Genomic DNA, 21,636 nt, shown 5'->3' with positions numbered 1-21,636 from the left:
TGTCACAGGACGGCAACAGGCGCCGAAAGCCGCGATCTTTCTTCCGGACCCCGTCATCGAACCCCCAGACCGCACGAAGAGCGGGCCCCGCACCGGGGCCCCGACGAGGAAACCGGGGAGACGATGAGCGGGATCTCACGCAGGCGGATGCTGACGGCGGGAGCGGCGGCGGGCGCCCTGGGCGCACTGGCCGCCTGCTCCTCCGGCACCGGCCTCCGGGTCGGCGGACCGGAGCCGGCGGACGGCAGGGGGACGGCACAGGCCCGGCCGGTGAAGCCGATCGGCGACGGCTCCACCGCGGACACCGGCCCCCAGCCGCACCAGCCGGAGCCGGACCGGCTGCGGCCGGGCCGCAAGCCCCCGCAGTTCGTGGTGTTCTCCTGGGACGGCGCGGGCGAGGTGAGCAACAAGCTGTTCTCCCGGTTCCGCAAGGTGGCCGCCGACCACGGCGCGAAGATGACGTTCTTCCTCAGCGGCATCTACACCCTGCCCGAGTCCAAGAAGCACCTGTACCACCCGCCGCAGCACCCGGTCGGCGCCTCCGCGATCGGCTATCTCGCCGACCGGCACATCCACGCCACGCTCCGACAGGTGCGCGCCGCCTGGCTGGAGGGCCACGAGATCGGCACCCACTTCAACGGGCACTTCTGCGGGGCGACCGGCGTGCGCAACTGGTCCCCCGCCGAATGGCGCAGCGAGATCGACCAGGCCACGGCCTTCGTCACGCGGTGGAAGACCAACACCGGCTTCACCGACCTGGAACCGCTCCCCTTCGACTACCGCAAGGAACTGACCGGCGGCCGCACCCCCTGCCTCGAGGGGCAGGCCAACCTGCTGCCCACGGCCGCCGCGCTCGGCTGGAAGTACGACGCCAGCTCCTCCGGCGGCCTGCAGATCTGGCCGGCCAAGGTGCAGGGCGGGAAGGTGTGGGACTTCCCGCTGCAGTCCATACCGTTCTCCGGCCACTCCTTCCAGGTGCTGTCGATGGACTACAACATGATGTTCAACCAGTCGGGCGGGAACCCCCTCGGTGACCGCGCCCAGTACGACTCCTGGCGCACGCAGGCCCGGGACACCTACCTGGCCGGCTTCCGCCGCGCCTACGAGGGCAACCGCGCCCCGTTCTTCATCGGCAACCACTTCGAACGCTGGAACGGCGGCATCTACATGGACGCCGTCGAGGAGGCGATCGGCCGGATGGCCGAGCACGACGACGTGCGGTTCGTGTCGTTCAAGCAGCTGGTGGCCTGGCTGGAGGCGCAGGATCCGGCGGTGCTGCGCAAGCTGCGGACGCTCACGCCGGGTCAGGTCCCGGCGGGCGGCTGGGAGGAGTTCCTGGGCGCGGCGGGCACCCGGTCGTCGTAGCCCGCACGGCATCGTCTGTTTTGATGGGCGGGCACCGACGTGATCGACCGGAGGACCCGCCCTGAACACCCCCCTCGCCGAGGCGCTGTCCGCCGTCCTGCTCGCCGCCGTGCTCGCCTGGGCCGTCGTGCGGCCCTTCGGGTGGCCCGAGGCGGTGCTGGCGGTCCCCGCCGCCGGGATCGCGATCGCGACCGGGGCGATCCCGCTCAACCACGCCCGGGCTGAGGCCGAGCGGCTCGGGCCGGTCGTCGGGTTCCTCGCGGCCGTGCTGGTGCTGGCCCACTTCTGTGACGTGGACGGGCTGTTCCAGGCGTGTGGGGCCTGGATGGCCCGCTGGGCGGCGGGCCGCCCGGTGCGGCTGCTGACGGCGGTCTTCGCGCTCGCGTCCGCGATCACCGCCGTGCTGAGCCTGGACGCCACGATCGTGCTGCTCACCCCGGTGGTGTTCGCGACGGCCGCGCGGACGGGCGTACGGCCCAAGCCGCATGTGTACGCGTGCACCCATCTGTCGAACACCGCGTCGCTGCTGCTGCCGGTGTCCAATCTGACGAACCTCCTCGCGTTCGCGGCGAGCGGGCTGAGTTTCGCCCGGTTCGCGGCGCTGATGCTGCTGCCGTGGCTGGTGGCGATCGGGGCCGAGTACGTGGTGTTCCGGCGGTTCTTCGCCCGTGACCTCGCGGCGGCCGCCCCGGCGGGCGCGGACGGCGGGCAGGCTCCGCGGCTGCCGCTGTTCGCGCTGGTGACCGTGGCCTGCACGCTGGCCGGGTTCGTGGTGGCCTCGGCGTTCGGCGTGGAGCCCGCCTGGGTGGCCGCGGCGGGCGCCCTGGTGCTGGCCGGGCGGGCGCTGCTGCGGCGCCGGGCGACCCCGCTGACCGTCGTACGGGCGGCGGCCCCGTCCTTCCTGGCGTTCGTGCTGGCGCTCGGCATCGTGGTGCGGGCGGTCGTCGACAACGGCCTGGCCGACGTGCTCGGGAACGTCATGCCGGACGGCACCACGCTGCCCGCGCTGCTCGGCATCGCCGCGCTGGCCGCCGTCCTCGCGAACCTCATCAACAATCTGCCGGCGGTGCTGGTGCTGCTCCCGCTGGCCGCGCCGGTCGGGCCGGGCGCGGTGCTGGCGGTGCTGCTCGGTGTGAACATCGGCCCCAATCTGACCTACGCCGGGTCGCTGGCCACGCTGCTGTGGCGGCGGATCGTGCACCAGCACGAGCACGGCGTGGACCTCGGGGAGTTCACCCGGCTGGGGCTGATCGCCGTGCCCTCCTCCCTCGCGGTCGCGGTGGTGGCACTGTGGGGGTCGCTGCAGATTCTCTGAGGGCTCTTCGCGGGCCTTCGCCGGTTCGAGGGAGGCCGTCCGGATGCGTGTGATCGCCTGGCTCGTCGAGGGCACCTGGCCCTCCTGCGTGGACGCCGTGCGCACGCACGCGCCGCCGGCCGCCGAGGTGGTGCTGCTGCACGTCAGCGGTCCCGACGTGCCCGGGCTCGCGCACGGCGCGTTCGCGGGTCTGCTCGGCCGCGGCCACCCGGAGCGGGATCCCGGGGATCTGGTCGAGGCCCTCGGCGGGAGTTCGGCCGCCGAACTCCTCGACGCGGCGGCCGGCCGGCTCGGCCGCCCCTGTGTGCGCGAGGAGCGGGCGGGCCGGGTCGAGCGGGAGGTGGTGGACGCCGCCGAGGGCGCCGATCTGCTGGTGCTGGCCCGGGACGGGGACCGGTCGCGGCTCGGTCCGAAGAGTCTCGGCCCGGCCGTCCGGTTCGCGGTCGACCACGCGCCCTGCCCGGTGCTGCTGGTGTGGCCGGAACCGGCTCCCGGGCTGGCGACGATCCCGCCGCCACCGCCGCACCACCCCCACTGAGTCAGCGGTGGTGACGTCTGCCGCCGCCGTAGTCCCCGCCCCCGCCGCAGTAGTAGGGGTGCGCGGCACAGGGGTCGGGGGACGTGGACGCCGTCGGCGTGGGGGTGGGGGTGGACCGGCTCGGGGTGGGCGTCGGACTCGGTGACGCCGTCTTCCGGGTGCTCCCGGAGGTGGTGGGCCGGGGGGCGGGGGTGCGCGAAGGGTCTTCGTCGTCACCCCAGTTGACGTTCTGCATCCGCAGTTCGGGCTTGACGGTGTCGATGGTCCAGCGCTGTGCGTCGCCAGTGGCGCGGGTCTTGAGGACGAGGGCGCCGGAGCCGTCGGTGGCGGCCGGGGTGAGGGCCAGCTCCTGGTTCCAGCGCGGGACCAGGGCTCCCTGGAGGGTGAAGTCGTAGCGGATGTTCCTGCCGGAGCGGCCGGTGGCCGTACAGGGGGCGAGACGGACCGAGTAGCCGAGGTGGGAGTCGAGACACAGGCCGGGATCGGCGTCGCTGCGCAGCAGTCCGTCGGTCTCGTACGTCCACTGCCGCTCCGGTGTCGCGGAGCAGGCGGTGAGTTCGGTCTCGGCTCCCTTGACGGCCTTGCCGCCGACGACTCCGACGCACAGCCCGGAGGCGACGTTGTGCAGCGCGCCGTGCAGGGCGCCCTGGCCGGTGGCGGGCGCGGCGGCCCAGGACGTGTCCGGGGACGCGGAGTCCTTGCCCGGCGTCCGGGAGGGGGTGCCGCCGGGGTGGGGGTCCGGGGAGTCACCGGAGCCGAGCACCGCCCACAGCACCAGGGGCAGGGCGACGAGGCCGCTGACGGTGACGACGGCCAGGGTGAGGTTGCGGCGGCGGGCGCGGCGGGCGGCACGGTGCGCGGAACGGGGCGACACGGAGGTTTCACCGGCGGCGGTCCGGCCGGCGGGCGCGGTGGATCCGGTGCCGTTCGGGCCGGCCGGCGCGGCGGATTCGGCGGAGGTCGTGGCGACGGCGGGGATCGCGGATCCGTCGGACATCGCCGCTTCGGCGGCCGTGAAGGACTCGCCGGCCGGGGGCGCGATGACGGAGGCGGGGGCGGGGACCGGTGCGGCCGGTGCCTCCGCGCCGTACGCCCGGGACTCCACGTAGGGGCGGGCGCCCCAGCCGAGCACCGCCTCGGCGAGCGCGAGCCCCAGCCCCCCGTTGAACCGGGCGAGCTGGTCGGCGGTACGGCTGCAGTGGGTGCACCGGGACAGGTGCTCGCGCAGGTCGGGGTCGACCTCCGCGCCGCCGCGCCGGTAGGTGACGTCGAGCATGCGCAGATAGCGTCCGCACTCGGCCTCGGGGGCGAGTTCGCGGTGGACCTGGAGGCACTCCTCGCGCAACCGCTCGCGGGCCCGGCGCAGTTCGACCCGGACGTCGTCCTCCTCAAGGCCGAGCAGGGCGGCCGGCACCGCCGGGGGTTCGGCCTCGACCTCGGTGTGCCACAGGACGGCACGGGAGGTCGGGGGCACGCGCTGGAAGGCGCCGGACAGCAGCCGCCGGCCGGACGGCGGCAGCAGCCGGGCGGCGGCGCGACCGCCGGTGCCGTCGGCCGACCGCAGGCCCGGGTGGAGGAGTTCCTGGCGGCCGTCGGAGGCCCACTCGGAGGCGATCCGGCGGATGGTGACGAGCACGTGGGGCCGCCAGGCCGCGGTAGGGCCGCCCTGCCGGATCGACGCGCCGAACAACCGGGTGAAGGCGGCGGTGGTGAGCATCCCGGCGGCCCGCGGGTTGTCGGTGCACAGCCGGGCGTAGGCGAAGGCCGCCTCCCAGTGCCGGTCGAGGAGTTCCCCGACCGGATGGAGGGCAGGCGTGGCCCCCGTCCACTTCTTCAGTTCGGCACTGAGTTGTTCGTCCGACAGGCCTGCCTCATTCACGGCTGCATTCCTCCGGGCGTGCTGCGACATTAGTCCGTACCAAAGCGTTCGGCGAGGTCATGGGCGACCCGGACGTCCACCTGGCGCAGCTCTTTTGGAGCGTGAAGGGTGTACGGGGAACGGCCCGGCACGTACCGCGGAAATGTTTTCGCGACCGCGCACCGACAGCGCGCATTTTTACACAGCTCCGCACACCGGAACAAGATTATCGCCATTCCGGGAGAGCGCATTGCCTATTGACATTTCGTCGATGAAATCCCTTTCCCTCATTTACGGCCGCGCCCTCGCCCGGTAGGCGCCGGGCGGTACGCCGTAGCGCGTCCGGAAGACCCGGCTGAAGTGGAACGGGCTCGGGAACCCGGCGGCCGCGGCCACCCGTTCCACCGTCAGGTCGGTGACCTCCAGCAGCCGTGCCGCGTGCCGCAGCCGTGCCTCGCGCACGGCCCGCATCGGGGACCGGCCGGTCCGCAGGGTGAACAGATGGGCGAACCGGGAAGGGGAGAGGGCAACGCCTGCGGCGAGCGACCGTACGGTGTGCGGGGCGCCGGGGTCGGCGGCGATCAGCTCCTCGGCGCGGCGCACCCGGGCGTCGGCACCCACCTCGCCTGCGGCCGGTCGGGCGCCGGCGGCGGCGAGCAGGACGACCTCCTCCAGTGCGCACAGCGCCAGTTCCCGGGTCAGGCTGCCCTCCGCCACGACCACCGGGTCCGGTCCGTGCGGCGGCTTCGCGGCTGGCCCCCGGGAGTCGGCGGCCATCCGGCCGAACGCGGCCTCGACCCGCCGGCGCAGGGGGCCGGACCGGACCGGGACCGCGTACAGGCCGTCGGCGCGGGCGTGGGGCGCCAGCCAGGACGTCCAGGCCGGCCGGGCCTGGCAGTGCGCCCACCAGAACCGCCAGTGCCCGGCATCCGGCGCGACGGTGTAGCGGTGTCCGACACCGGGGGCCAGGACCACCAGGTCCCCGGCTCGGGGCCGGGCGCGGGCGGTGCCCTGGCGGATCTGGCCGCGCCCGCCGGTGGTGAAGGTGAACAGCCAGCTCAACGATCCCTGGGGCCGGTTGACGCCGTAACCCGGCCCCTGGTCGTAGCGGCCGGTCACCACGAGGCCGGGCGGCGGCGACGGGTCGCCGGGCGTGGCAGTCACGGGCAGGTTCTCGGCACGCACGGTCATCCTCCCGTCGGGCGGCTCGGCCTAGCGTGACGGAAGAGGACGGCGGACGCGAGGGGTGGATCCATGACGGCCACGGACAACGGCGCCCCGGGTGCCCCCGTCGGGCGGGAGACGCTGCGACGGCGCTTCGCCGAGGACGGATTCACCGTCGTGCGCGGGCTGTTCCGCCGCGGCGAAGTCCGGCTGCTGTGTGCCGAGTTCGCCGCGCTGCACGCGGCCGGAGCCGTGCCCGGCCACTTCGCGCCCGAACCGGCCGCGTCCGATCCGCTGCGCAGGTTCCCGCGGGTGATGCAGCCGCACGAGTTCAACGCCCTGGCACGCGAGTTCCTCCTGGACTCCCGTCTGCGGGCCGTGCTGGAGGTGCTGTTCGGGGAGGAGGTGCTGGCCGCGCAGAGCATGTTCTACTTCAAACCGCCGGGTGCGCGTGGGCAGGCGCTGCACCAGGACAACTTCTACCTGCGGGCCGAGCCGGGCACGTGCGTGGCCGCGTGGGTGGCCTGCGAGCCCATCGACCGCGGCAACGGCGGCCTGGAAGTGGTGCCGGGAACCCACCGGATGGACCTGTTCTGCCCCGAAGAGGCCGACGCGGAGCTGTCGTTCGCCCGCGAGTACGTTCCGCCGCCGCCCGGTCTGGTGGCGGTGCCCGTCGAACTGGGCCCGGGCGACGTGCTGTTCTTCAACGGCAGCCTGGTGCACGGCTCGGGGCCCAACCCGAGCGCGGACCGCTTCCGGCGCTCGTTCATCGGGCACTACGTGGGCCGCTCGGCCCTGCGCATCGGGGCGTACTACCGGACGCTCACCATGTCCGGGGAGCGGGTGGAGCTGGCGGAGAGCGGGGGCGCCGGTCCGTGCGGCACGGAGTTCGCGCCGCACGGACCGCACTGACGGATCAGTGGCCGCTGATGGCGCGCGGGGTGTAGGGCCGCTCCAGCTCCTCGATCTCCTTCTCGCTCAGGCGGAGTTCGACGGCGGCCACCGCGTCCTGGAGGTGCTGCGGCCTGGCGGCGCCGACGATCGGCGCGGCGACCGTGTCCTGGTGCAGCAGCCAGGCGAGGGCCACCTGGGCGCGGGGCACGCCCCGGTCGCCGGCGATGCGGGTGACGGTCTCGACGATGGCGCGGTCGCTCTCCAGGTACAGGCGGCCGCCGAAGTCGTCGGTGGCGCTGCGCTCGGTGACCTCGCCCCACTCGCGGGTCAGCCGGCCGCGGGCGAGCGGGCTCCACGGCAGCACGCCGACGCCCTGGTCCGCGCAGAGCGGCAGCATCTCCCGCTCCTCCTCGCGGTAGAGCAGGTTGTAGTGGTTCTGCATGGTCGCGAACCTCGTCCAGCCGTGCCGCTCGGCGGTGTACTGCGCCTTGGAGAACTCCCACGCGTACATCGAACTCGCCCCGATGTAACGGACCTTGCCCGCCTTGACCAGGTCGTGCAGCGCCTCCATCGTCTCCTCGACGGGGGTCGCGTGGTCGTAGCGGTGGATCTGGTAGAGGTCGACGTAGTCGGTGCCGAGCCGGCGCAGGCTGTGGTCGATCTCGCTCATGATGGCCTTGCGGGACAGTCCGGCGCCGTTCGGGCCGGGCCGCATCCGGCCGTTGACCTTGGTGGCCAGCACGATCTCGTCGCGGTTCGCGAACTCGCGCAGGGCCCTGCCGACGATCTCCTCGCTGGTGCCGTCGGAGTAGACGTTCGCGGTGTCGAAGAAGTTGACGCCGGCCTCCAGCGCCTGCCGGATGAGCGGGCGGGAGGCCTCCTCGTCGAGGGTCCATTCGTGCGTACCGCGGTCCGGAAGTCCGTAGGTCATGCAGCCCAGACAGATCCGCGAGACGTCCAGGCCCGTCGAACCGAGCTTCACGTACTGCATCGTTGCTGCTCCTGCCTTCGGGACGATGGTCACCGCCGAGCCTACGACCCGGTCCGGCGCCGATTTGACGGTGTGCGCGCGCGGGCGATTTGATCCTGACACGTGCCGCGCCGCCCGGCGTGGGCAGGACGGAGCAGACTTGCCCCCGAAGGGTGCTTCTCGCGCCACGGTCTCCCGGACGTCCGTGGGTGCCCTGTGGGCCGCTCTGGCCGTCACCGTCCCGCTCCTTTCCGGGTGCGGTTTCGGCGGTGACGGGAAGGGCGGACCGGCCGCGCCCGCCGCGGTGCGGCTGCCGCCGCGCGGCGCCGGGTTCGACTACCAGATCGGCGGCGCCTATCCCCCGCCGAAGGGCGTGCGGATCGTCAGCCGCGACCGGTCCGACTCCCCCGCGCCGGGTCTGTACAACATCTGCTACGTCAACGCCTTCCAGGCCCAGCCCGCCGAGCGCGCGTCCTGGCCGGCCGACCTGCTCCTGCGCGACGCGCGCGGCCGGGTCGTCATCGACGAGGACTGGCACGAGCCGCTGCTCGACCTGCGCACCCCGCAGAAGCGGGAGCGGGTGGCGCGGCGGGTCGGCCGGTGGGTCGACGGCTGCGCGGAGAAGGGTTTCGACGCCGTCGAGCCGGACAACTACGACAGCTACACCCGCTCCGACGGCCTGCTCACCGCGCGGGACGCCACCGCGTTCATGGCGCTGGTCTCCCGGCACGCGCACACCCGGCACCTGGCCGTCGCGCAGAAGAACACCGCCGAACTGGCCGGGCGGAGCGAGCGCGCCGGGCTGGACTTCGCGGTGGCGGAGGAGTGCGGGCAGTACGACGAGTGCGGGGTGTACGCGAAGGCGTTCGACGACCGGGTCGTGGACATCGAGTACACCGACGGCGGCCTGCGCTCGGCCCTCGCCCACTGGGGCGGCCGGCTGAGCATCGTCCGCCGCGACCGGGACGTCTCCACACCGGGCAGCGCGGGGTACGTCCGCAGGACGCGCTAGCCCACGCCCGCCGGGCCGGCACACGATCGCCGCCGTTCTCCCGTCAGGCCGCGTCCAGCAGGTCCAGTGCCCGTTCCCAGGCGAACCGCGGGTGCCCGCCGTCCGGTCCGGGTTCGCCGGTGAAGGGCTCGCCGAAGCGCACGCCCATCCCGCGCAGCCGGGTCAGGCTCTCCCGGTAGGCGGGATGGGCGGCCAGCGCGTCGGCCACGCAGGGCAGCACGGCGATCGGCACGCCCAGGCCCGCGGCCTCGCACAGGGTGCCGACGGCGAGGGTGTCGGCGAGGCCGGCGGCCCACTTGTTGAGGGTGTTGAAGGTGGCGGGCGCCACCACCACGGCGTCCGGGGGCGGGAACGGGCGGGGATCGGCCGGGGAGCGCCACGCCGACCGGACGGGCCGGCCGGTGCGCGCCTCGACCGCGTCGGCGTCGAAGAACCCGCCCATCGCGACCGGTGTGGCGATGACCCCGACCGCCCAGTCCCGTGCCTGGGCGGCGCGGATCAGCTCGGGCACGCCCGAGGCGATCCCGGCCGCGCAGACGACGACGTACAGGAAGGGCTTCTCGGTGCGTTCGGTCATCCGGGAACCCTACTGAGGGTGCCGGGGCAGCGGCCCGGCGGGCGGTCAGCCGGCGGTCTCCGGCAGGGTGATGGCGTGTACCGGGCAGGCGCGTACGGCCTCGCGGACCATCGCGTCGCCCGCGCCGTCCTCGCGGCCGGGCAGCAGCGTGCTGTATCCGTCGTCGTCCTGGGTGAACACGCGCGGCGCGGCCAGCGCGCACTGTCCCGCGCCGATGCAGACGTCCCTGTCGATCTCGATGTGCATGGCTTGAGCCTCTTACCAGGTCACGGGGAGTTCCAGCATCCCCTGGATCGTGTCGCCGGGTTTCCAGGGAATCTCCTCGGCGGGCGCGGCCAGCCGCAGCCCGGGCAGCCGGGCCAGCAGGCCGCCGAGGGCGATCTCCAGCTCCACCCGGGCCAGGTTCTGGCCGAGGCACTGGTGGATGCCGAAGCCGAACGCCACGTGGCGGCGGACGGAGCGGTGGAAGTCCAGGCTGTCGGGCTCCTCGTAGAGGGAGGCGTCCCGGTTGATCACGGAGGTCGAGAAGAGCACGCCCTCCCCGGCCCGGATCGTGGTGCCCTCGACATCGATGTCCTCCAGGGCCACGCGTGCCAGCCCCTCGGCGATCGACAGCATCCGCAGGAGCTCCTCCACGACGGTGGGCAGCAGTTCGGGGTCGGCGCGCAGCTCGGCGAGGCGGGCGGGGTGCCGCAGCAGGGTGTAGGTGCCCAGGGAGATCATGTTGGCGGTCGTCTCGTGGCCCGCGACCAGCAGGATGAGGGCAAGGGACAGGAGTTCGGCGCGCTCCAGCGTGCCGTCGCGGAGCTGGTGGTGGACGAGGTCGTCGAGGATGCCGTCGCCCGGGCCGGCCGCCTCGGCCTTCCGGTCGATCAGCCCGCCGAGGTACTCCTCCAGACGGTCGCGGGCGTCCTGGGTGTCGGCGGCCGTCGGCCCGCGCAGCAGCCTGCGGGACTGCTCCTCGAAGAACGTGTGGTCGGCGTACGGCACTCCGAGCAGGCCGCAGATCACCGTCGAGGGCACCGGCAGCGCGAAGGCGGAGACCAGTTCGGCGGGCGGGCCCTGCGCGATCATGGCGTCCAGCAGCTCGTCCACGATCCGCTGGATCCAGGGCCGCAGGGCGACCGCCCGTTTGACGGTGAACGACGGGATCATCATCCGCCGCTGCCGTTGGTGTTCGGGGTCGTCCGCCCCGAGCAGGGCCACCCGCCGGTCCCGGGCGCCCGCGAAGCGTTCCGTGGGGATGGGGAAGCCGGGGTGGCTGCGGTCGGTGGAGAGGCGGGAGTCGGCGAGCAGGGAGCGGGCGGTGGCCTGTGCGGTGACCAGCCACACCTCGCGGCCGTCGTAGAGGGTGACGCGCGACAGGGATCGTCCGTCGCGCAACGGGTCGTACCCGGTGGGCGGGTGGTAGGGGCAGGTGCGGTCCTGGGGGAAGGCGACGGGGGCGGCCGCGGTCGCCGGGCCGGTGCTGTCCGTCAGTTCCGTCATGGAAAGACCTCGCAGACGAAGAAGTGCGTCGTGCCGATCTTCATTAGATGCCCCGGGCACCTAAGGGGCGACGGCAAGTTCGGCCACTTCGGTGATCCGCGGGATCTGGCCGAAGGGCGGAGCCCGCGGGGTCCGGAACCGGCCAGGTCCCGGTGCGGGGACGGGCCCGGTCGGCAGGGGTGACCACCCCGGGGAGGCGTCACCCGGTCGGCCGAAGCGACCCGCGTAACGGATGATTCCCGGGTCACGGATGTCAAAACTGGTGACGGACGCAGGTCGGACCGACGAAGGAGACCGATTCCATGCCTCTTGAGGGCGAGTACGAGCCCAGCCCGGCCCAGTGGGTGCGCGAGCAGGTCGAGCTGTACGAGAGCTCCGGCGGGACGCGGGGCACGACCCTGCTCGACACCGGGCTGCCGGTGATCCTGCTGACCACCCGGGGTGCGAAGAGCGGGAAGATCCGCAAGACCCCGCTGATGCGGGTGGAGCACGACGGCGCGTACGCCGTGGTCGCCTCCCAGGGCGGGGCGCCCACGCATCCGGTCTGGTACTTCAACGTCAAGGCCGACCCGCACGTCGAGCTGCAGGACGGCCCGGTCAAGCAGGACATGCGGGCCCGCGAGGTCACCGGGCAGGAGAAGGCCGAGTGGTGGGAGCGGGCCGTCGCCGCCTACCCGCCGTACGCCGACTACCAGGAGAAGACGTCACGGGAGATCCCCGTCTTCGTGCTGGAGCGCACCGGCGCGCACTGAGCGGGGTGCGGTGCCCGTCCGTCGCGGAGAAATCCGTGCCCGCCGGATGTGTGAAGCGGGTTCCGGGCGGGCACCCGTGGTTCAGGCCCCGCCGCGTTCCCCCGTCGCGGCGGGGCCCTTCTGTGTTTCCCGTGCGTCGCCGTCGGTGCGGTCGGTCACGTCGAGGAAGATCTGGTCGGCCTCCGGGAAGGTCCGGGACAGGGACCGCTTGATGCGGACGGACACCTCTTCCACCCGCTCGCTGTCCAGCCCCGGCATCAGGTCGATGCGCGCGGCCACCAGGGTGGAGTCGAGGCCCATCTTCATGGTGAACAGCGCCTCCACGCTGTCGATCTCGGGCTGCGCGTCGAGCAGCGACCGGATCCTTCCGCTCTGCTCCGGGTCGGCGGCCTCACCGATGAGCTGGTCGCGGGCGTCGCGGCCGAGCCGGTAGGCGACGTAGACCAGCAGGACACCGATGGCCAGCGAGGCGGACGCCTCCCAGACCACCTGCCCCGTCACCATGTGCAGGGCCATTCCGATGATCGCGAGGGTCACGCCGAGGACCGCCGTGCCGTCCTCGGCGACCACGGTGCGCAGGGCGGGGTCGCGCATCGCACCGAGCCCCCCGACCTGCCGGCGCACCTGGTGCAGGGCGCGCAGCAGCGAGGCGCCCTCGGCGAGCAGGGCCACACCGAGCACGATCAGTCCGGCCACGTAGCCGCTGAACTTCTCCTCGGTGTTCGCGTGCAGCGCCTCGAAGCCCTGGAAGAAGGAGAAGCAGCCGCCCATGACGAAGATGCCGACGGCCGCGAGGAGCGACCAGAAGAAGCGCTCCTTGCCGTAGCCGAAGGGGTGCCGCTCGTCGGCGGGGCGGCGGCTGCGGCGCAGCGCGGCCAGCAGGAACACCTCGTTGAGGCTGTCGGCGACCGAGTGCGCGGCCTCCGACAGCAGCGCGGGCGAGCCGGCGAGGACACCGCCCACGGCCTTGGCCACGGCGATGACCAGGTTGGCGGCCAGCGCCACGAGGACGGTCACCTTGGTGTGCCGGTCGTCCTTCGAGGGGCCCGTGCCGCCGTCCGCCGCGGCCGTGCCGCCGTCCGGCGCCGCTCCCACGTCCCCGCCCGTGCCGTCCGGCCTCCCGGCCTCGCCGGGCGCCGGGGGGCGCTCGGGTGCCGTGTCGTGCTCCTCGGCCGTCCGTGCGGCCGTCTCCCGTTCCGAGGATGTCCCACTCACCCTTCGCCGACTGCCCCCGTGGCTGCGGATCACACCGTGCGACCGGCCGAAAACGGGGAACGCGTTGCACCGAAAGCCCCCGGCCCGCGAGGAGGAGCGATGGGCGGCGACGGCAACAGCGCATACGGCCACACGACGTTCTCCAGGTCAAGAAGCCATTTCACGGACCGCATCACCGCCGACGGCCGGGACGGCTGGCCGGTGACGGCGGGCCGGTACCGGCTGGTGGTCTCCCGTGCCTGTCCGTGGGCGAGCCGGGCGGTGGTCTCGCGCCGGCTGCTCGGTCTGGAGGACGCCCTGCCGATGGCGGTGGCCGACCCGATCCAGGACGACCGCAGCTGGCGGTTCACCCTGGATCCGGAGGGCCGCGACCCGGTGCTCGGCATCCGCTTCCTGAGCGAGGCCTACGACCGCCGGGAGACGGACTACCCGGGCGGGGTGAGCGTGCCCGCGGTCGTGGACGTCCCGAGCGGGCGGCTGGTCACCAACGACTACCAGCAGCTCACCCTGGACCTGGCGACCGAGTGGACGTCCCTGCACCGGGACGGCGCGCCGGACCTGTACCCGGCGTCCCGGCGCGACGAGATCGACGAGGTGATGGCCGACGTCTACCGGGACGTCAACAACGGGGTGTACCGGGCCGGGTTCGCCAACGAGCAGAAGCAGTACGAGGAGGCGTGCACGGCGCTGTTCCGGCGGCTGGAACTGCTGGCGGAGCGGCTGGCCGGGCAGCGGTACCTGGTCGGCGACACCCTCACCGAGGCGGACGTCCGGCTGTTCACCACGCTGGTCCGGTTCGACGCCGTCTACCACGGCCACTTCAAGTGCAACCGCTGGAAGCTGGCCGAGAACCGGGTGCTGTGGGCCTACGCCAGGGACCTGTTCCAGACGCCCGGGTTCGGCGACACCGTCGACTTCGACCACATCAAGCGGCACTACTACCAGGTGCACAGCGGCATCAACCCCACCGGCATCGTGCCGCTCGGCCCCGATCTCGCCGGTTGGCTGAGCCCCCATCACCGGGAGGAGCTGGGCGGCCGGCCGTTCGGCGACGGTACGGCGCCGGGTCCGGTGCCCAAGGGCGAACGAGTCGCTCCGGAGGGACGGCCCGCATGAAGACGGCCCGACGAGGAACATGAGGGCGGCATGACGAGGAAGGAGTCAGACATGGCCAAGAACAAGAAGAACAAACTCCCTCTCGCCTACAAGCCGGTCGGGTTCGCGCTCAGCTGGGCGGGCGGCGCGCTGGCCGGCATGGCGTTCCGGCAGGCGTGGAAGGCGATCCGGCACGAGGACGACGCTCCGGACGCCCTGGACCCGGACCGGGGCTGGGGCGAGATCCTGCTGGCGGCGGCGGTCCAGGGCGCGATCTTCGCGGTGGTGCGCAGCGCCGTGGACCGCACGGGCGCGAAGGCCATCGAGCGGTCGACGGGTGTGTGGCCGTCGTCCGACAAGGGCGGCCGGGACTGAGCCTCGCGCGAAGGGCGCCTTCCGGTCCGTGGTCACGGCCGGGAGGCGCCCCCCTTGTTCCGTCCGGCGGGGCTCGGGGGCGTCACCCCGAGCCCGGCGCCCGTCACCCCTGCTTGGGCGCCCTGTTGGGGACCATGCGCAGGGTGAAGGAGTGCCCGGCGGGATCGGAGTAGCCGCGCTCCTCGTAGGGGCCGGCCGCGTCCCGTGCCTCGATGGGCCGGCCGCCGAGCCCCACCACCCGGCGCTCCGCCTCGTCCAGGTCCTCGACCAGGAAGTCGAGATGGACCTGGAGCGAGTTCTCCGGGCGGGGCCAGCTGGGCGGGGTCGCGTTGACGTCGCGGCGGAAGGCCAGCCGGACGCCGTCCGCACCCTGTATCTCCACGAGGTTGGCGGACGCGTGCGTCTGCTCACCCTCCAGCAACTCCTTGTAGAACTCGGCGAGTTTCTCGGGTTCGGCGCAGTCCAGGATCAGGACGCCCGCTTTCACCAGTGCCATGCTTCCTCCCGGGGGTCTCCTCTTCCCTGCGCTTATCCCGGGCCCCCGGATTCAGTCGGCGAGCAGCCACCGCCCGTCGCGCATGAGCTCCCTGCCCGGCAGCTCGTTCGCCTCCCGCCAGGCCTGGACGCGTTGCGGCAGGACGGTGAAGTACAGGTAGCGGGTGGCCAGTTGACGCGGGTCGAAGCCGGTCTTCCCGGCGAAGACCTCGGCGTCCTCCTCGGGCAGGTCCTCGGGCGTCACCGCGCGGACGGTCCCCTCGATCATGACGACGTCGCGCGTCGGGCCGATGCCGAGGCGGGCGGTGCCGGTGGCCACGAGGTTGCGGCCGGTGGGGCTCTCGGCAGGGGTGGCGATCAGCAGGACGGTGCCGTCCCACACGAAGGACAGCGGGACGAGGTACGGGGCGCCGCCGTCGGGGCCGGCGGTGGCGACCCAGGCGTCGACGTCGTGCTCCAGCCGGTGGAGGGTGTCCTTCTTGCGCTGTTCGGCGGAGCGGGCGGGCGCTTCGGTCATGGCGTACGGCCTCCTCGGGTGCGGATGGCTACCAGTGTGTCCGTCACCCTCCGGTCTCCGCACGGAGGTGATCAAGGCGTGTCCGGGCGGCTACGAGGAGGAGTTCCAGGGCGGCCGGGTAGGAGCTGCGCCGCATGGTGGCGGCGAGGTGGCGGGCGGTGGCCGCGATGTGCGGATGGGTGTCGGCGGGCAGCCGGCCGTACGTCGTCCGCCACACCTCGGTCTCGGCGTCGCGGGCGGCCCGGGGCAGCGAGGTGCCCGCGGAGTCCAGGGCGCCGAAGGCGAGGGCCTGGTCCACGAACGCGTGGTAGATCCGCACCGCCTCCGGATCGGGAAACCCGGCCTGGCGCAGCACACGCAGGATGCTCTCCACGGCCTGGATCTCGTGCGTGCGCCCGGTGACGCGGTGCGCGCCGAGCACGGCAGCGCGGGGGTGAGCCAGGGCTCCGGCATGCATGCGCAGCCCGAGGTCGCGCAGGTCCGCCGCCCAGTCGCCGGTGGGCCGCCAGGCGCGCAGGGTGCGGCCGATCAGCTCGTCGGCGACGGCCAGCATCAGGTCGTCCGTGTGCCGGAAGTACCGGTACAGGGAGCTGGGGTCGGCGCCGAGCGCCCGGCCGAGCCGACGCACGGAGAGCGCGTCGGCGCCGTGCTCCTCGATCAGCCGGAGCGCGGTCCGCACGATCAGTTCCTCGGAGAGGACGACGCCCTGCTTGGTGGGCCGCCTGCGCCGGCGTTCGGCGGGCGGGACGACGCGTTCGCTCATGGGCGGCCTCCCTCGTGGTTGCCCGGAACCTTATGACAACACCGTTGACCTGTGAAGCGGCCGGACGGTTTCATCTGCGGTCACCGGGGCCCGTCCGGGCCCCCTGGTGCGAGCGGAGAGCCGGCCATGAGCGACAGCCCCTTCGGTGTGGATCCCCCCGCGCGGCCCGAGCTGCGCAGGTCCCTGAGCGTGCTGGACGGCATCGCGGTCGCCGCGTCCAGCACGGCGGCGACCACCAGCATCGGCATAGGCCTCGGCGTGACCGCCGGGGTGGTCGGCCTGCATCTGCCGGCCATCATGCTGCTGGCGTTCCTGCCGGTGCTCGGCATCGCCGGCGCCTTCTCCCGGCTGAACCGGGTGGAACCGAACGCGGGCAACGGCTACGTGTGGGTGGGCCGGTCGCTGAGCCCCTGGCTGGGCTTCACGGTCGGCTGGGTCAACATCGTGGCGAGCGTGGCCTTCCTCGCCTACACCACGGCGGTCACCGGGTCCGCGCTGCTGCAGCTGGCCGGGGACGCGGGGGTGCACCGCATCGGCTCGCTCGCCCTGGACCCGGGCTCGACCGCGCAGACGACGCTGGTGGGCATCGTCGTCCTGGTCGCGGTCACGCTCACCGCCGTGACCGGTGTGCGCACCGCGGCCAGGCTGCAGTCGTGGCTGCTGGTCTTCGAGTACGCCGTGCTGCTGGGCTTCTGCGGCTACGGCATCGTCACCGGCCCGCATCCCTTCCGGCTCTCCTGGTTCGATCCGTTCGCGATCCCCTCGGCGAGCGCGCTGGCGCAGGGGCTGCTGCTGTCGGTGTTCTGCTACTGGGGCTTCGAGACGGCGTTCACCGTGAACGAGGAGGTGCGGGACCCGAAGGACGCCTCCCGGGCCGGGCTGATCACCCTGGTCACGATGCTGGGGCTGTTCCTGCTCGGCTCGGTCGCCTTCCAGCGGGTGCTGTCCGAGCCCGAGCTGGCCGGACACGGGGCGGAGGGGCTGGCGTACTTCGGCGACCGGCTCGCCGCGCAGCCGCTGGCCGCCCTGCCCCTCGTGGCGCTGATGTTCTCGGCGGTGGCCTCGCTCCAGGCCGGGGTCATCCCGACGGCGCGCGGGATGTTCGCCATGAGCCGGGACCGCACCCTCGGGCCGGTGTGGTCCAGGATCAGTCCCCGGTACGGCACACCGGCGGCCGGCACGCTGCTGATCGGCGCCCTCGCCACGGTGGTGGCGGTGCTCGCCCTGGTGATCCCGCGCCTCGCCGACATGATCATGGCGACGGTGAACGCCGTGGGGATCGTCGTCGCACTGTCGTACGCGCTCACCGCGCTCGCGGCCGCGGCCCGCTTCCGTTCGCTGCTGCGGGAGGACGTCCGCCAGGGTGTGCGGGCGGTGGTGCTGCCCGCACTCAGCGCCCTCGCCCTGCTGGGCCTCGGCGGGTACCTCGGCTGGTCCTTCTACACCTCCGCCGACCACTTCGAGGTCAGCGCGGACAACGGCTGGTTCCTGCTGCTCATGCCGCTGGTCATGATCCTCTCCGGGGTCCTCGCGGCCGCGTGGGCCAAGTGGGTGCGCGGATCGGCGTACTTCCGCACCGGCGAGGGCACCGACGCCGACTCCCCGCAGCTCCTGACCACCTCCAACTGACCCGAGGAAAGACATCATGCACGCTGATCTCCTTTTCACCGGCGGCCCCGTCCTCACCCCCGAGGGCCGTACGGCGACCGCCGTCGCCGTCACCGGCGACCGGATCACCGCCGTCGGCCGTGCCGAGGTACACGAACTCGCCGGGCCCCGCACGGAGGTGGTCGACCTCGCCGGGCGGCTGCTGCTGCCGGGCTTCCAGGACGCGCACGTCCACCCGGTGCCGGCCGGTCTGGAGCTGTCCCAGTGCGACCTGAGCGGCACGACGACGGCCGAGGACACCGTGGCCGCCGTCCGCGCCTACGCCGAGGCCCACCCCGACCGCACGTGGATCCTCGGCGGCGGCTGGTCCATGGAGGCCTTCGCCGGCGGCGTTCCCACGAAGGAGCTGCTGGACGCGGCGGTCCCGGACCGGCCGGTGTACCTGCCCAACCGGGACCACCACGGCGCCTGGGTCAACAGCCGGGCGCTGGAGCTAGCCGGGATCGACCGGCACACCCCCGACCCGGCCGACGGGCGGATCGAGCGGGACGCCTCCGGCGAGCCCAGCGGCACGCTCCAGGAAGGCGCGATGCAGCTGGTGGGCCGGCTCACGCCGGCCGCCACCCCCGCGGACCGGCTTGCCGCGCTGCTGCACGCCCAGCGGCACCTGCACGAGCTCGGCGTCACCGCCTGGCAGGACGCGCTGATCGGCGACTTCCTCGGCATGGACGACCCGGCCGAGGCGTACCGCACCGCCGCCGAGGAGGGCACGCTCACCGCCCGGGTCCGGGGCGCCCTGTGGTGGGACCGCGAGCGCGGGGCCGAGCAGATCCCCGAACTCGTGGCCCGCCGGGACGCGCTGGGCCGGGGACGGTTCCGGGCCGGCACGGTGAAGCTGATGCTGGACGGCGTCGCCGAGAACCACACGGCCGCGCTGCTGGACCCGTACCTGGACCGGTGCGGCTGCGCCACCGCCAACCGCGGCAAGAGCTTCATCGACCCGGAGCGGCTGCCCGCCTTCGTCACCGAGCTGGACGCGCTCGGCTTCCAGTGCCACTTCCACGCGCTGGGCGACCGGGCCGTACGGGACGCCCTGGACGCCGTCGAGGCCGCCCGTGCGGCCAACGGGCCGAGCGACACCCGGCCGCACCTCGCCCATCTCCAGGTGGTGCACCCCGAGGACGTGCCCCGGTTCGCCCGGCTCGGGGCCACCGCCAACATCCAGCCGCTGTGGGCCGCGCACGAGCCGCAGATGGACGAGTTGACGATCCCCTTCCTCGGACCGGAACGGACCGCCTGGCAGTACCCGTTCGGCGCGCTGCTGCGCTCCGGGGCACGGCTCGCGGCGGGCAGCGACTGGCCGGTGAGCAGCCCCGATCCGCTCCAGGGCCTCCATGTCGCGGTCAACCGGGTCGAACCGGGAGGCTCGCGGCCGGTGTTCCTGCCGGACGAGCGGCTGACCCTCGGGGACGCGCTGACGGCGTACACGGCCGGTTCGGCGTACGTGAACCATCTGGACGACACCGGCCGGGTGGCGGCCGGGGCGCTCGCCGACCTGGTGGTCCTGGACCGCGACCCGTTCGCCGGGCCGCCGGAGGCGATCGCGGAGACGGCCGTGGCCCACACCTATGTCGGCGGCGAGCGGGTGTACGCGGCCGGGTGACCGCTCAGTCGCAGCCGACGCCCTCCTTCAGCAGCGGCCACGCCTCCACTCCGGCGGCCGTGCGGACGTACGCGGTCGCACGGTCGTCCGTCAGCCACAGCCGCCGGCCACGGTGGTGGTAGCCGGTGTCGTGGGCGCCGGCGGGCATGCGGACCTTCGCGCGGTACGGCTTCGGGAGCAGGCCGTCCCGGTGGAGCACCCCGTCGGGGTCGCGGGCGTACGTCCGGTCGTCCAGTTGGAGGAAGGAGGCCGACTGCCAGCCGCAGTGCTCCGGTCCCGCCGAGCTGCTCAGCCTGCTCACCGGGACCCTGCGGCCGGCGCGGTCCGTCCAGATCTGCCAGTCGGTGGTGGCGGTGAAGCTCTCGGGGAGTTCGGCCGGGTCGCAGGCGGCGCTGGTCTCGGGGCCCCAGCCGGGCCGGTCCTTCTGGTCCCTGGCCACCACGACCGCCACCTTGGTCCGGCCGTCGACGTCGTAGGAGTACAGCACCCGGTCCCGCTCCTTGCGTTCCACGCGGTAGCCGTGGTCCGGCTCCTCCGGCTGGAACATGTCGAAGTGGAGGGCGAGCCCCTCCTCCGGGGTGGCTCCCCCGTCGGACCTGCTCCAGCCGTCGGGTCCCGAGCCGTCGAAGATCTCCCCGTCGCACTCCAGCGCCCGGCCCGCGGCCCCGGAGGCCAGGAGGAGCGCCCGGGGGCCGCTCTCGTCGATCTCCCGGGTGGGCACGTCGAGCCGACCGCTGTACGGGGCCGCCGGCGGGGTGCCCTTCAACACCAGGTCGGGCCGGGGGCCGTCGTCGCACCCCACCGCCGCCACAGCCGTCAGTACCGCCAACGCCACGAGTCCTCCGCGCATGTCCCGCCCCTCTTCTCCGGTGCCGTGTGCGGTCCTTCGACGCCGATCCGGGCGGGAACGTTCGCACGGCCGGCGGCGCGTGGCGTTCTCCGGGCGCGCCGATCGGGGCAGGCTGGGTGACCATGAGCGATGTGACCACGATGCGAGCCATCAGCCAGGACGTCCTCGGCGGTCCCGAGGTGTTGCGGGAAGTACGTGTGGAGCGGCCCGAGCCGGGCCCGAACCAGGTGCTGGTGCGGGTGCGGGCCGCCGGGCTGAACCCCACCGACTGGAAGCACCGGGCGACCGGCGGGTTCCTGGGCGAGCCCCCCTTCGTCCTCGGCTGGGACGTGTCCGGCGAGATCGCCGCGACCGGGATCGGCGTGGCCGCCTTCCGGCCCGGTGACGAGGTCTTCGGCATGCTGCCCTATCCGTACGGCCACGGCTCGCACGCCGAGTACGTGATCGCCCCGGTCCGCGCCCTGACGCGCAAGCCGACCTCGCTCGACCACGTGCAGGCGGGCGCGCTGCCGCTGGTGTCCCTGACGGCCTGGCAGGCGCTCACCGAGCACGCCGACGTACGGCCCGGGCAGCGGGTGCTGATCCACGCGGCGGCCGGCGGGGTCGGCCATGTGGCCGTCCGGATCGCCAAGGAGCGGGGCGCGTACGTGATCGGCACGGCGAGCGCGGGCAAGCACGGCTTCCTGCGGGAGCTCGGGGTGGACGAGCCGGTCGACTATCGCACCACGGACGTCACGGAGGTGGTGCGGGACGTCGACGTCGTGCTGGACACGCTGGGCGGCGACACCTCCGTGCGGTCCCTGCGGACGCTGCGGCCGGGCGGGATCGTGGTGTCGATCCTGCCGGTGGGCTCCGCGGACTTCTTCGAGGAGGCCGAGCGGCTCGGTGTGCGGGCGGTGCGCATGCTGGTCGACGCGGACCGGGGCGGGATGCGGGCGGTCGCGGAGCTGGCCGGGTCCGGGAGGCTGCGCGCCACGGTCGCCGGGACGTTCCCGCTGGCCGAGGCGGCCAAGGCGCACGAGCTCGGGGACACCGGGCGCACGACGGGCAAGCTGGTGCTGATCGTCGACTGACACGACACGCGCCAAACTCGAAGACATATGTCAATCGAACATGCTCAAA

General features: G+C 73.4%; 21 protein-coding genes and 1 pseudogene. 11 read left to right on the top strand and 11 right to left on the bottom strand.

Features of this window, described 5'->3' with window-relative positions; translation table 11 throughout:
- Positions 1–123: 123 nt before the first annotated feature.
- The 3 genes and pseudogenes from ACF08B_RS03195 (at position 124) to ACF08B_RS03185 (ending at position 3,218) form a co-directional block, all read left to right on the top strand.
- Positions 124–1,365: a hypothetical protein gene (locus tag ACF08B_RS03195; RefSeq protein WP_392315788.1), complete on the top strand. Its 1,242-nt coding sequence runs from the start codon at positions 124–126 to the stop codon at positions 1,363–1,365.
- A gap of 23 nt (positions 1,366–1,388) precedes the next feature.
- Positions 1,389–2,680, top strand: a pseudogene (locus ACF08B_RS03190) (SLC13 family permease).
- Between the two features lie 43 nt (positions 2,681–2,723).
- Positions 2,724–3,218, top strand: coding sequence for a universal stress protein (locus tag ACF08B_RS03185; protein WP_093472613.1), 495 nt, complete (start codon positions 2,724–2,726; stop codon positions 3,216–3,218).
- Position 3,219: 1 nt separating this feature from the next.
- Here ACF08B_RS03185 and ACF08B_RS03180 read toward each other — a convergent pair whose 3' ends face one another.
- Entirely contained in the window at positions 3,220–5,127 is a 1,908-nt protein-coding gene (locus tag ACF08B_RS03180) for an RICIN domain-containing protein (protein ID WP_392315787.1), read from the bottom strand.
- Positions 5,128–5,367: 240 nt separating this feature from the next.
- Complete coding sequence (locus ACF08B_RS03175; RefSeq protein WP_392315786.1) at positions 5,368–6,267, bottom strand: helix-turn-helix domain-containing protein; 900 nt, start codon at positions 6,265–6,267, stop codon at positions 5,368–5,370.
- A gap of 63 nt (positions 6,268–6,330) precedes the next feature.
- Here ACF08B_RS03175 and ACF08B_RS03170 point away from each other — a divergent pair, with 63 nt between their 5' ends.
- Complete coding sequence (locus ACF08B_RS03170) at positions 6,331–7,152, top strand: phytanoyl-CoA dioxygenase family protein (RefSeq protein ID WP_392315785.1); 822 nt, start codon at positions 6,331–6,333, stop codon at positions 7,150–7,152.
- A 4-nt stretch (positions 7,153–7,156) separates the two neighbouring features.
- Here the strand turns inward: ACF08B_RS03170 and ACF08B_RS03165 are convergent, their stop codons facing one another.
- The gene (locus tag ACF08B_RS03165; RefSeq protein WP_392315784.1) at positions 7,157–8,125 is read right to left on the bottom strand and encodes an aldo/keto reductase; all 969 of its coding nucleotides are present in this window, start codon (positions 8,123–8,125) and stop codon (positions 7,157–7,159) included.
- Positions 8,126–8,309: 184 nt separating this feature from the next.
- Here ACF08B_RS03165 and ACF08B_RS03160 point away from each other — a divergent pair, with 184 nt between their 5' ends.
- A complete protein-coding gene (locus tag ACF08B_RS03160) occupies positions 8,310–9,116 on the top strand; it encodes an endo alpha-1,4 polygalactosaminidase (RefSeq protein WP_392315783.1) in 807 nt (268 codons plus the stop codon).
- Positions 9,117–9,159: 43 nt separating this feature from the next.
- On the opposite strand, the gene ACF08B_RS03155 is transcribed toward ACF08B_RS03160, so the two are convergent.
- Genes ACF08B_RS03155 through ACF08B_RS03145 form a run of 3 tightly spaced genes read right to left on the bottom strand, consistent with a single transcriptional unit; the run spans position 9,160 to position 11,181 of the window.
- Entirely contained in the window at positions 9,160–9,693 is a 534-nt protein-coding gene (locus tag ACF08B_RS03155; RefSeq protein WP_392315782.1) for a flavoprotein, read from the bottom strand.
- Between the two features lie 45 nt (positions 9,694–9,738).
- Positions 9,739–9,939: a ferredoxin gene (locus ACF08B_RS03150; protein ID WP_392315781.1), complete on the bottom strand. Its 201-nt coding sequence runs from the start codon at positions 9,937–9,939 to the stop codon at positions 9,739–9,741.
- A 12-nt stretch (positions 9,940–9,951) separates the two neighbouring features.
- Complete coding sequence (locus ACF08B_RS03145; RefSeq protein ID WP_392315780.1) at positions 9,952–11,181, bottom strand: cytochrome P450; 1,230 nt, start codon at positions 11,179–11,181, stop codon at positions 9,952–9,954.
- A 302-nt stretch (positions 11,182–11,483) separates the two neighbouring features.
- Here ACF08B_RS03145 and ACF08B_RS03140 point away from each other — a divergent pair, with 302 nt between their 5' ends.
- Complete coding sequence (locus tag ACF08B_RS03140; RefSeq protein WP_392315779.1) at positions 11,484–11,933, top strand: nitroreductase family deazaflavin-dependent oxidoreductase; 450 nt, start codon at positions 11,484–11,486, stop codon at positions 11,931–11,933.
- An 81-nt stretch (positions 11,934–12,014) separates the two neighbouring features.
- Here ACF08B_RS03140 and ACF08B_RS03135 read toward each other — a convergent pair whose 3' ends face one another.
- Positions 12,015–13,028 (bottom strand): cation diffusion facilitator family transporter, encoded by a 1,014-nt coding sequence (locus tag ACF08B_RS03135; RefSeq protein WP_392316030.1) that lies wholly within the window; start codon positions 13,026–13,028, stop codon positions 12,015–12,017.
- Between the two features lie 219 nt (positions 13,029–13,247).
- Between ACF08B_RS03135 and ACF08B_RS03130 the strand changes: the two genes are divergently transcribed.
- On the top strand, positions 13,248–14,264 hold the full coding sequence (locus ACF08B_RS03130; protein WP_392315778.1) for a glutathione S-transferase family protein: 1,017 nt from the start codon (positions 13,248–13,250) through the stop codon (positions 14,262–14,264).
- 51 nt (positions 14,265–14,315) lie between these two features.
- The gene (locus ACF08B_RS03125) at positions 14,316–14,618 is read left to right on the top strand and encodes a DUF4235 domain-containing protein (RefSeq protein ID WP_392315777.1); all 303 of its coding nucleotides are present in this window, start codon (positions 14,316–14,318) and stop codon (positions 14,616–14,618) included.
- A 103-nt stretch (positions 14,619–14,721) separates the two neighbouring features.
- Here the strand turns inward: ACF08B_RS03125 and ACF08B_RS03120 are convergent, their stop codons facing one another.
- The 3 genes from ACF08B_RS03120 to ACF08B_RS03110 are packed head-to-tail and all read right to left on the bottom strand — an operon-like array spanning position 14,722 to position 16,393.
- Positions 14,722–15,114 carry a VOC family protein gene (locus tag ACF08B_RS03120; protein ID WP_093472629.1) on the bottom strand — a complete coding sequence of 131 codons (393 nt, stop codon included), beginning with the start codon at positions 15,112–15,114 and terminating at the stop codon, positions 14,722–14,724.
- Positions 15,115–15,165: 51 nt separating this feature from the next.
- Positions 15,166–15,630 carry a pyridoxamine 5'-phosphate oxidase family protein gene (locus tag ACF08B_RS03115; RefSeq protein ID WP_093472630.1) on the bottom strand — a complete coding sequence of 155 codons (465 nt, stop codon included), beginning with the start codon at positions 15,628–15,630 and terminating at the stop codon, positions 15,166–15,168.
- Positions 15,631–15,673: 43 nt separating this feature from the next.
- On the bottom strand, positions 15,674–16,393 hold the full coding sequence (locus ACF08B_RS03110) for a TetR/AcrR family transcriptional regulator (RefSeq protein WP_392315776.1): 720 nt from the start codon (positions 16,391–16,393) through the stop codon (positions 15,674–15,676).
- Between the two features lie 126 nt (positions 16,394–16,519).
- Here ACF08B_RS03110 and ACF08B_RS03105 point away from each other — a divergent pair, with 126 nt between their 5' ends.
- Together ACF08B_RS03105 and ACF08B_RS03100 are read left to right on the top strand one after the other, a co-directional pair.
- Positions 16,520–18,022 carry an APC family permease gene (locus ACF08B_RS03105; RefSeq protein ID WP_392315775.1) on the top strand — a complete coding sequence of 501 codons (1,503 nt, stop codon included), beginning with the start codon at positions 16,520–16,522 and terminating at the stop codon, positions 18,020–18,022.
- A 16-nt stretch (positions 18,023–18,038) separates the two neighbouring features.
- Positions 18,039–19,664: an amidohydrolase gene (locus ACF08B_RS03100; protein WP_392315774.1), complete on the top strand. Its 1,626-nt coding sequence runs from the start codon at positions 18,039–18,041 to the stop codon at positions 19,662–19,664.
- A gap of 4 nt (positions 19,665–19,668) precedes the next feature.
- Here ACF08B_RS03100 and ACF08B_RS03095 read toward each other — a convergent pair whose 3' ends face one another.
- A complete protein-coding gene (locus tag ACF08B_RS03095) occupies positions 19,669–20,514 on the bottom strand; it encodes a hypothetical protein (protein WP_392315773.1) in 846 nt (281 codons plus the stop codon).
- 122 nt (positions 20,515–20,636) lie between these two features.
- Here ACF08B_RS03095 and ACF08B_RS03090 point away from each other — a divergent pair, with 122 nt between their 5' ends.
- Positions 20,637–21,587 carry an NADP-dependent oxidoreductase gene (locus ACF08B_RS03090; RefSeq protein ID WP_392315772.1) on the top strand — a complete coding sequence of 317 codons (951 nt, stop codon included), beginning with the start codon at positions 20,637–20,639 and terminating at the stop codon, positions 21,585–21,587.
- Positions 21,588–21,636: the final 49 nt, after the last annotated feature.

Origin of the sequence: Streptomyces sp. NPDC015139, from assembly GCF_043079785.1 — a bacterium.
GTDB classification, from domain to species: Bacteria; Actinomycetota; Actinomycetes; order Streptomycetales; family Streptomycetaceae; genus Streptomyces; species Streptomyces albidocamelliae.
Note: the sequence above shows the minus strand (reverse complement) of the source record. Positions and strands in the feature narration are given on the sequence as shown.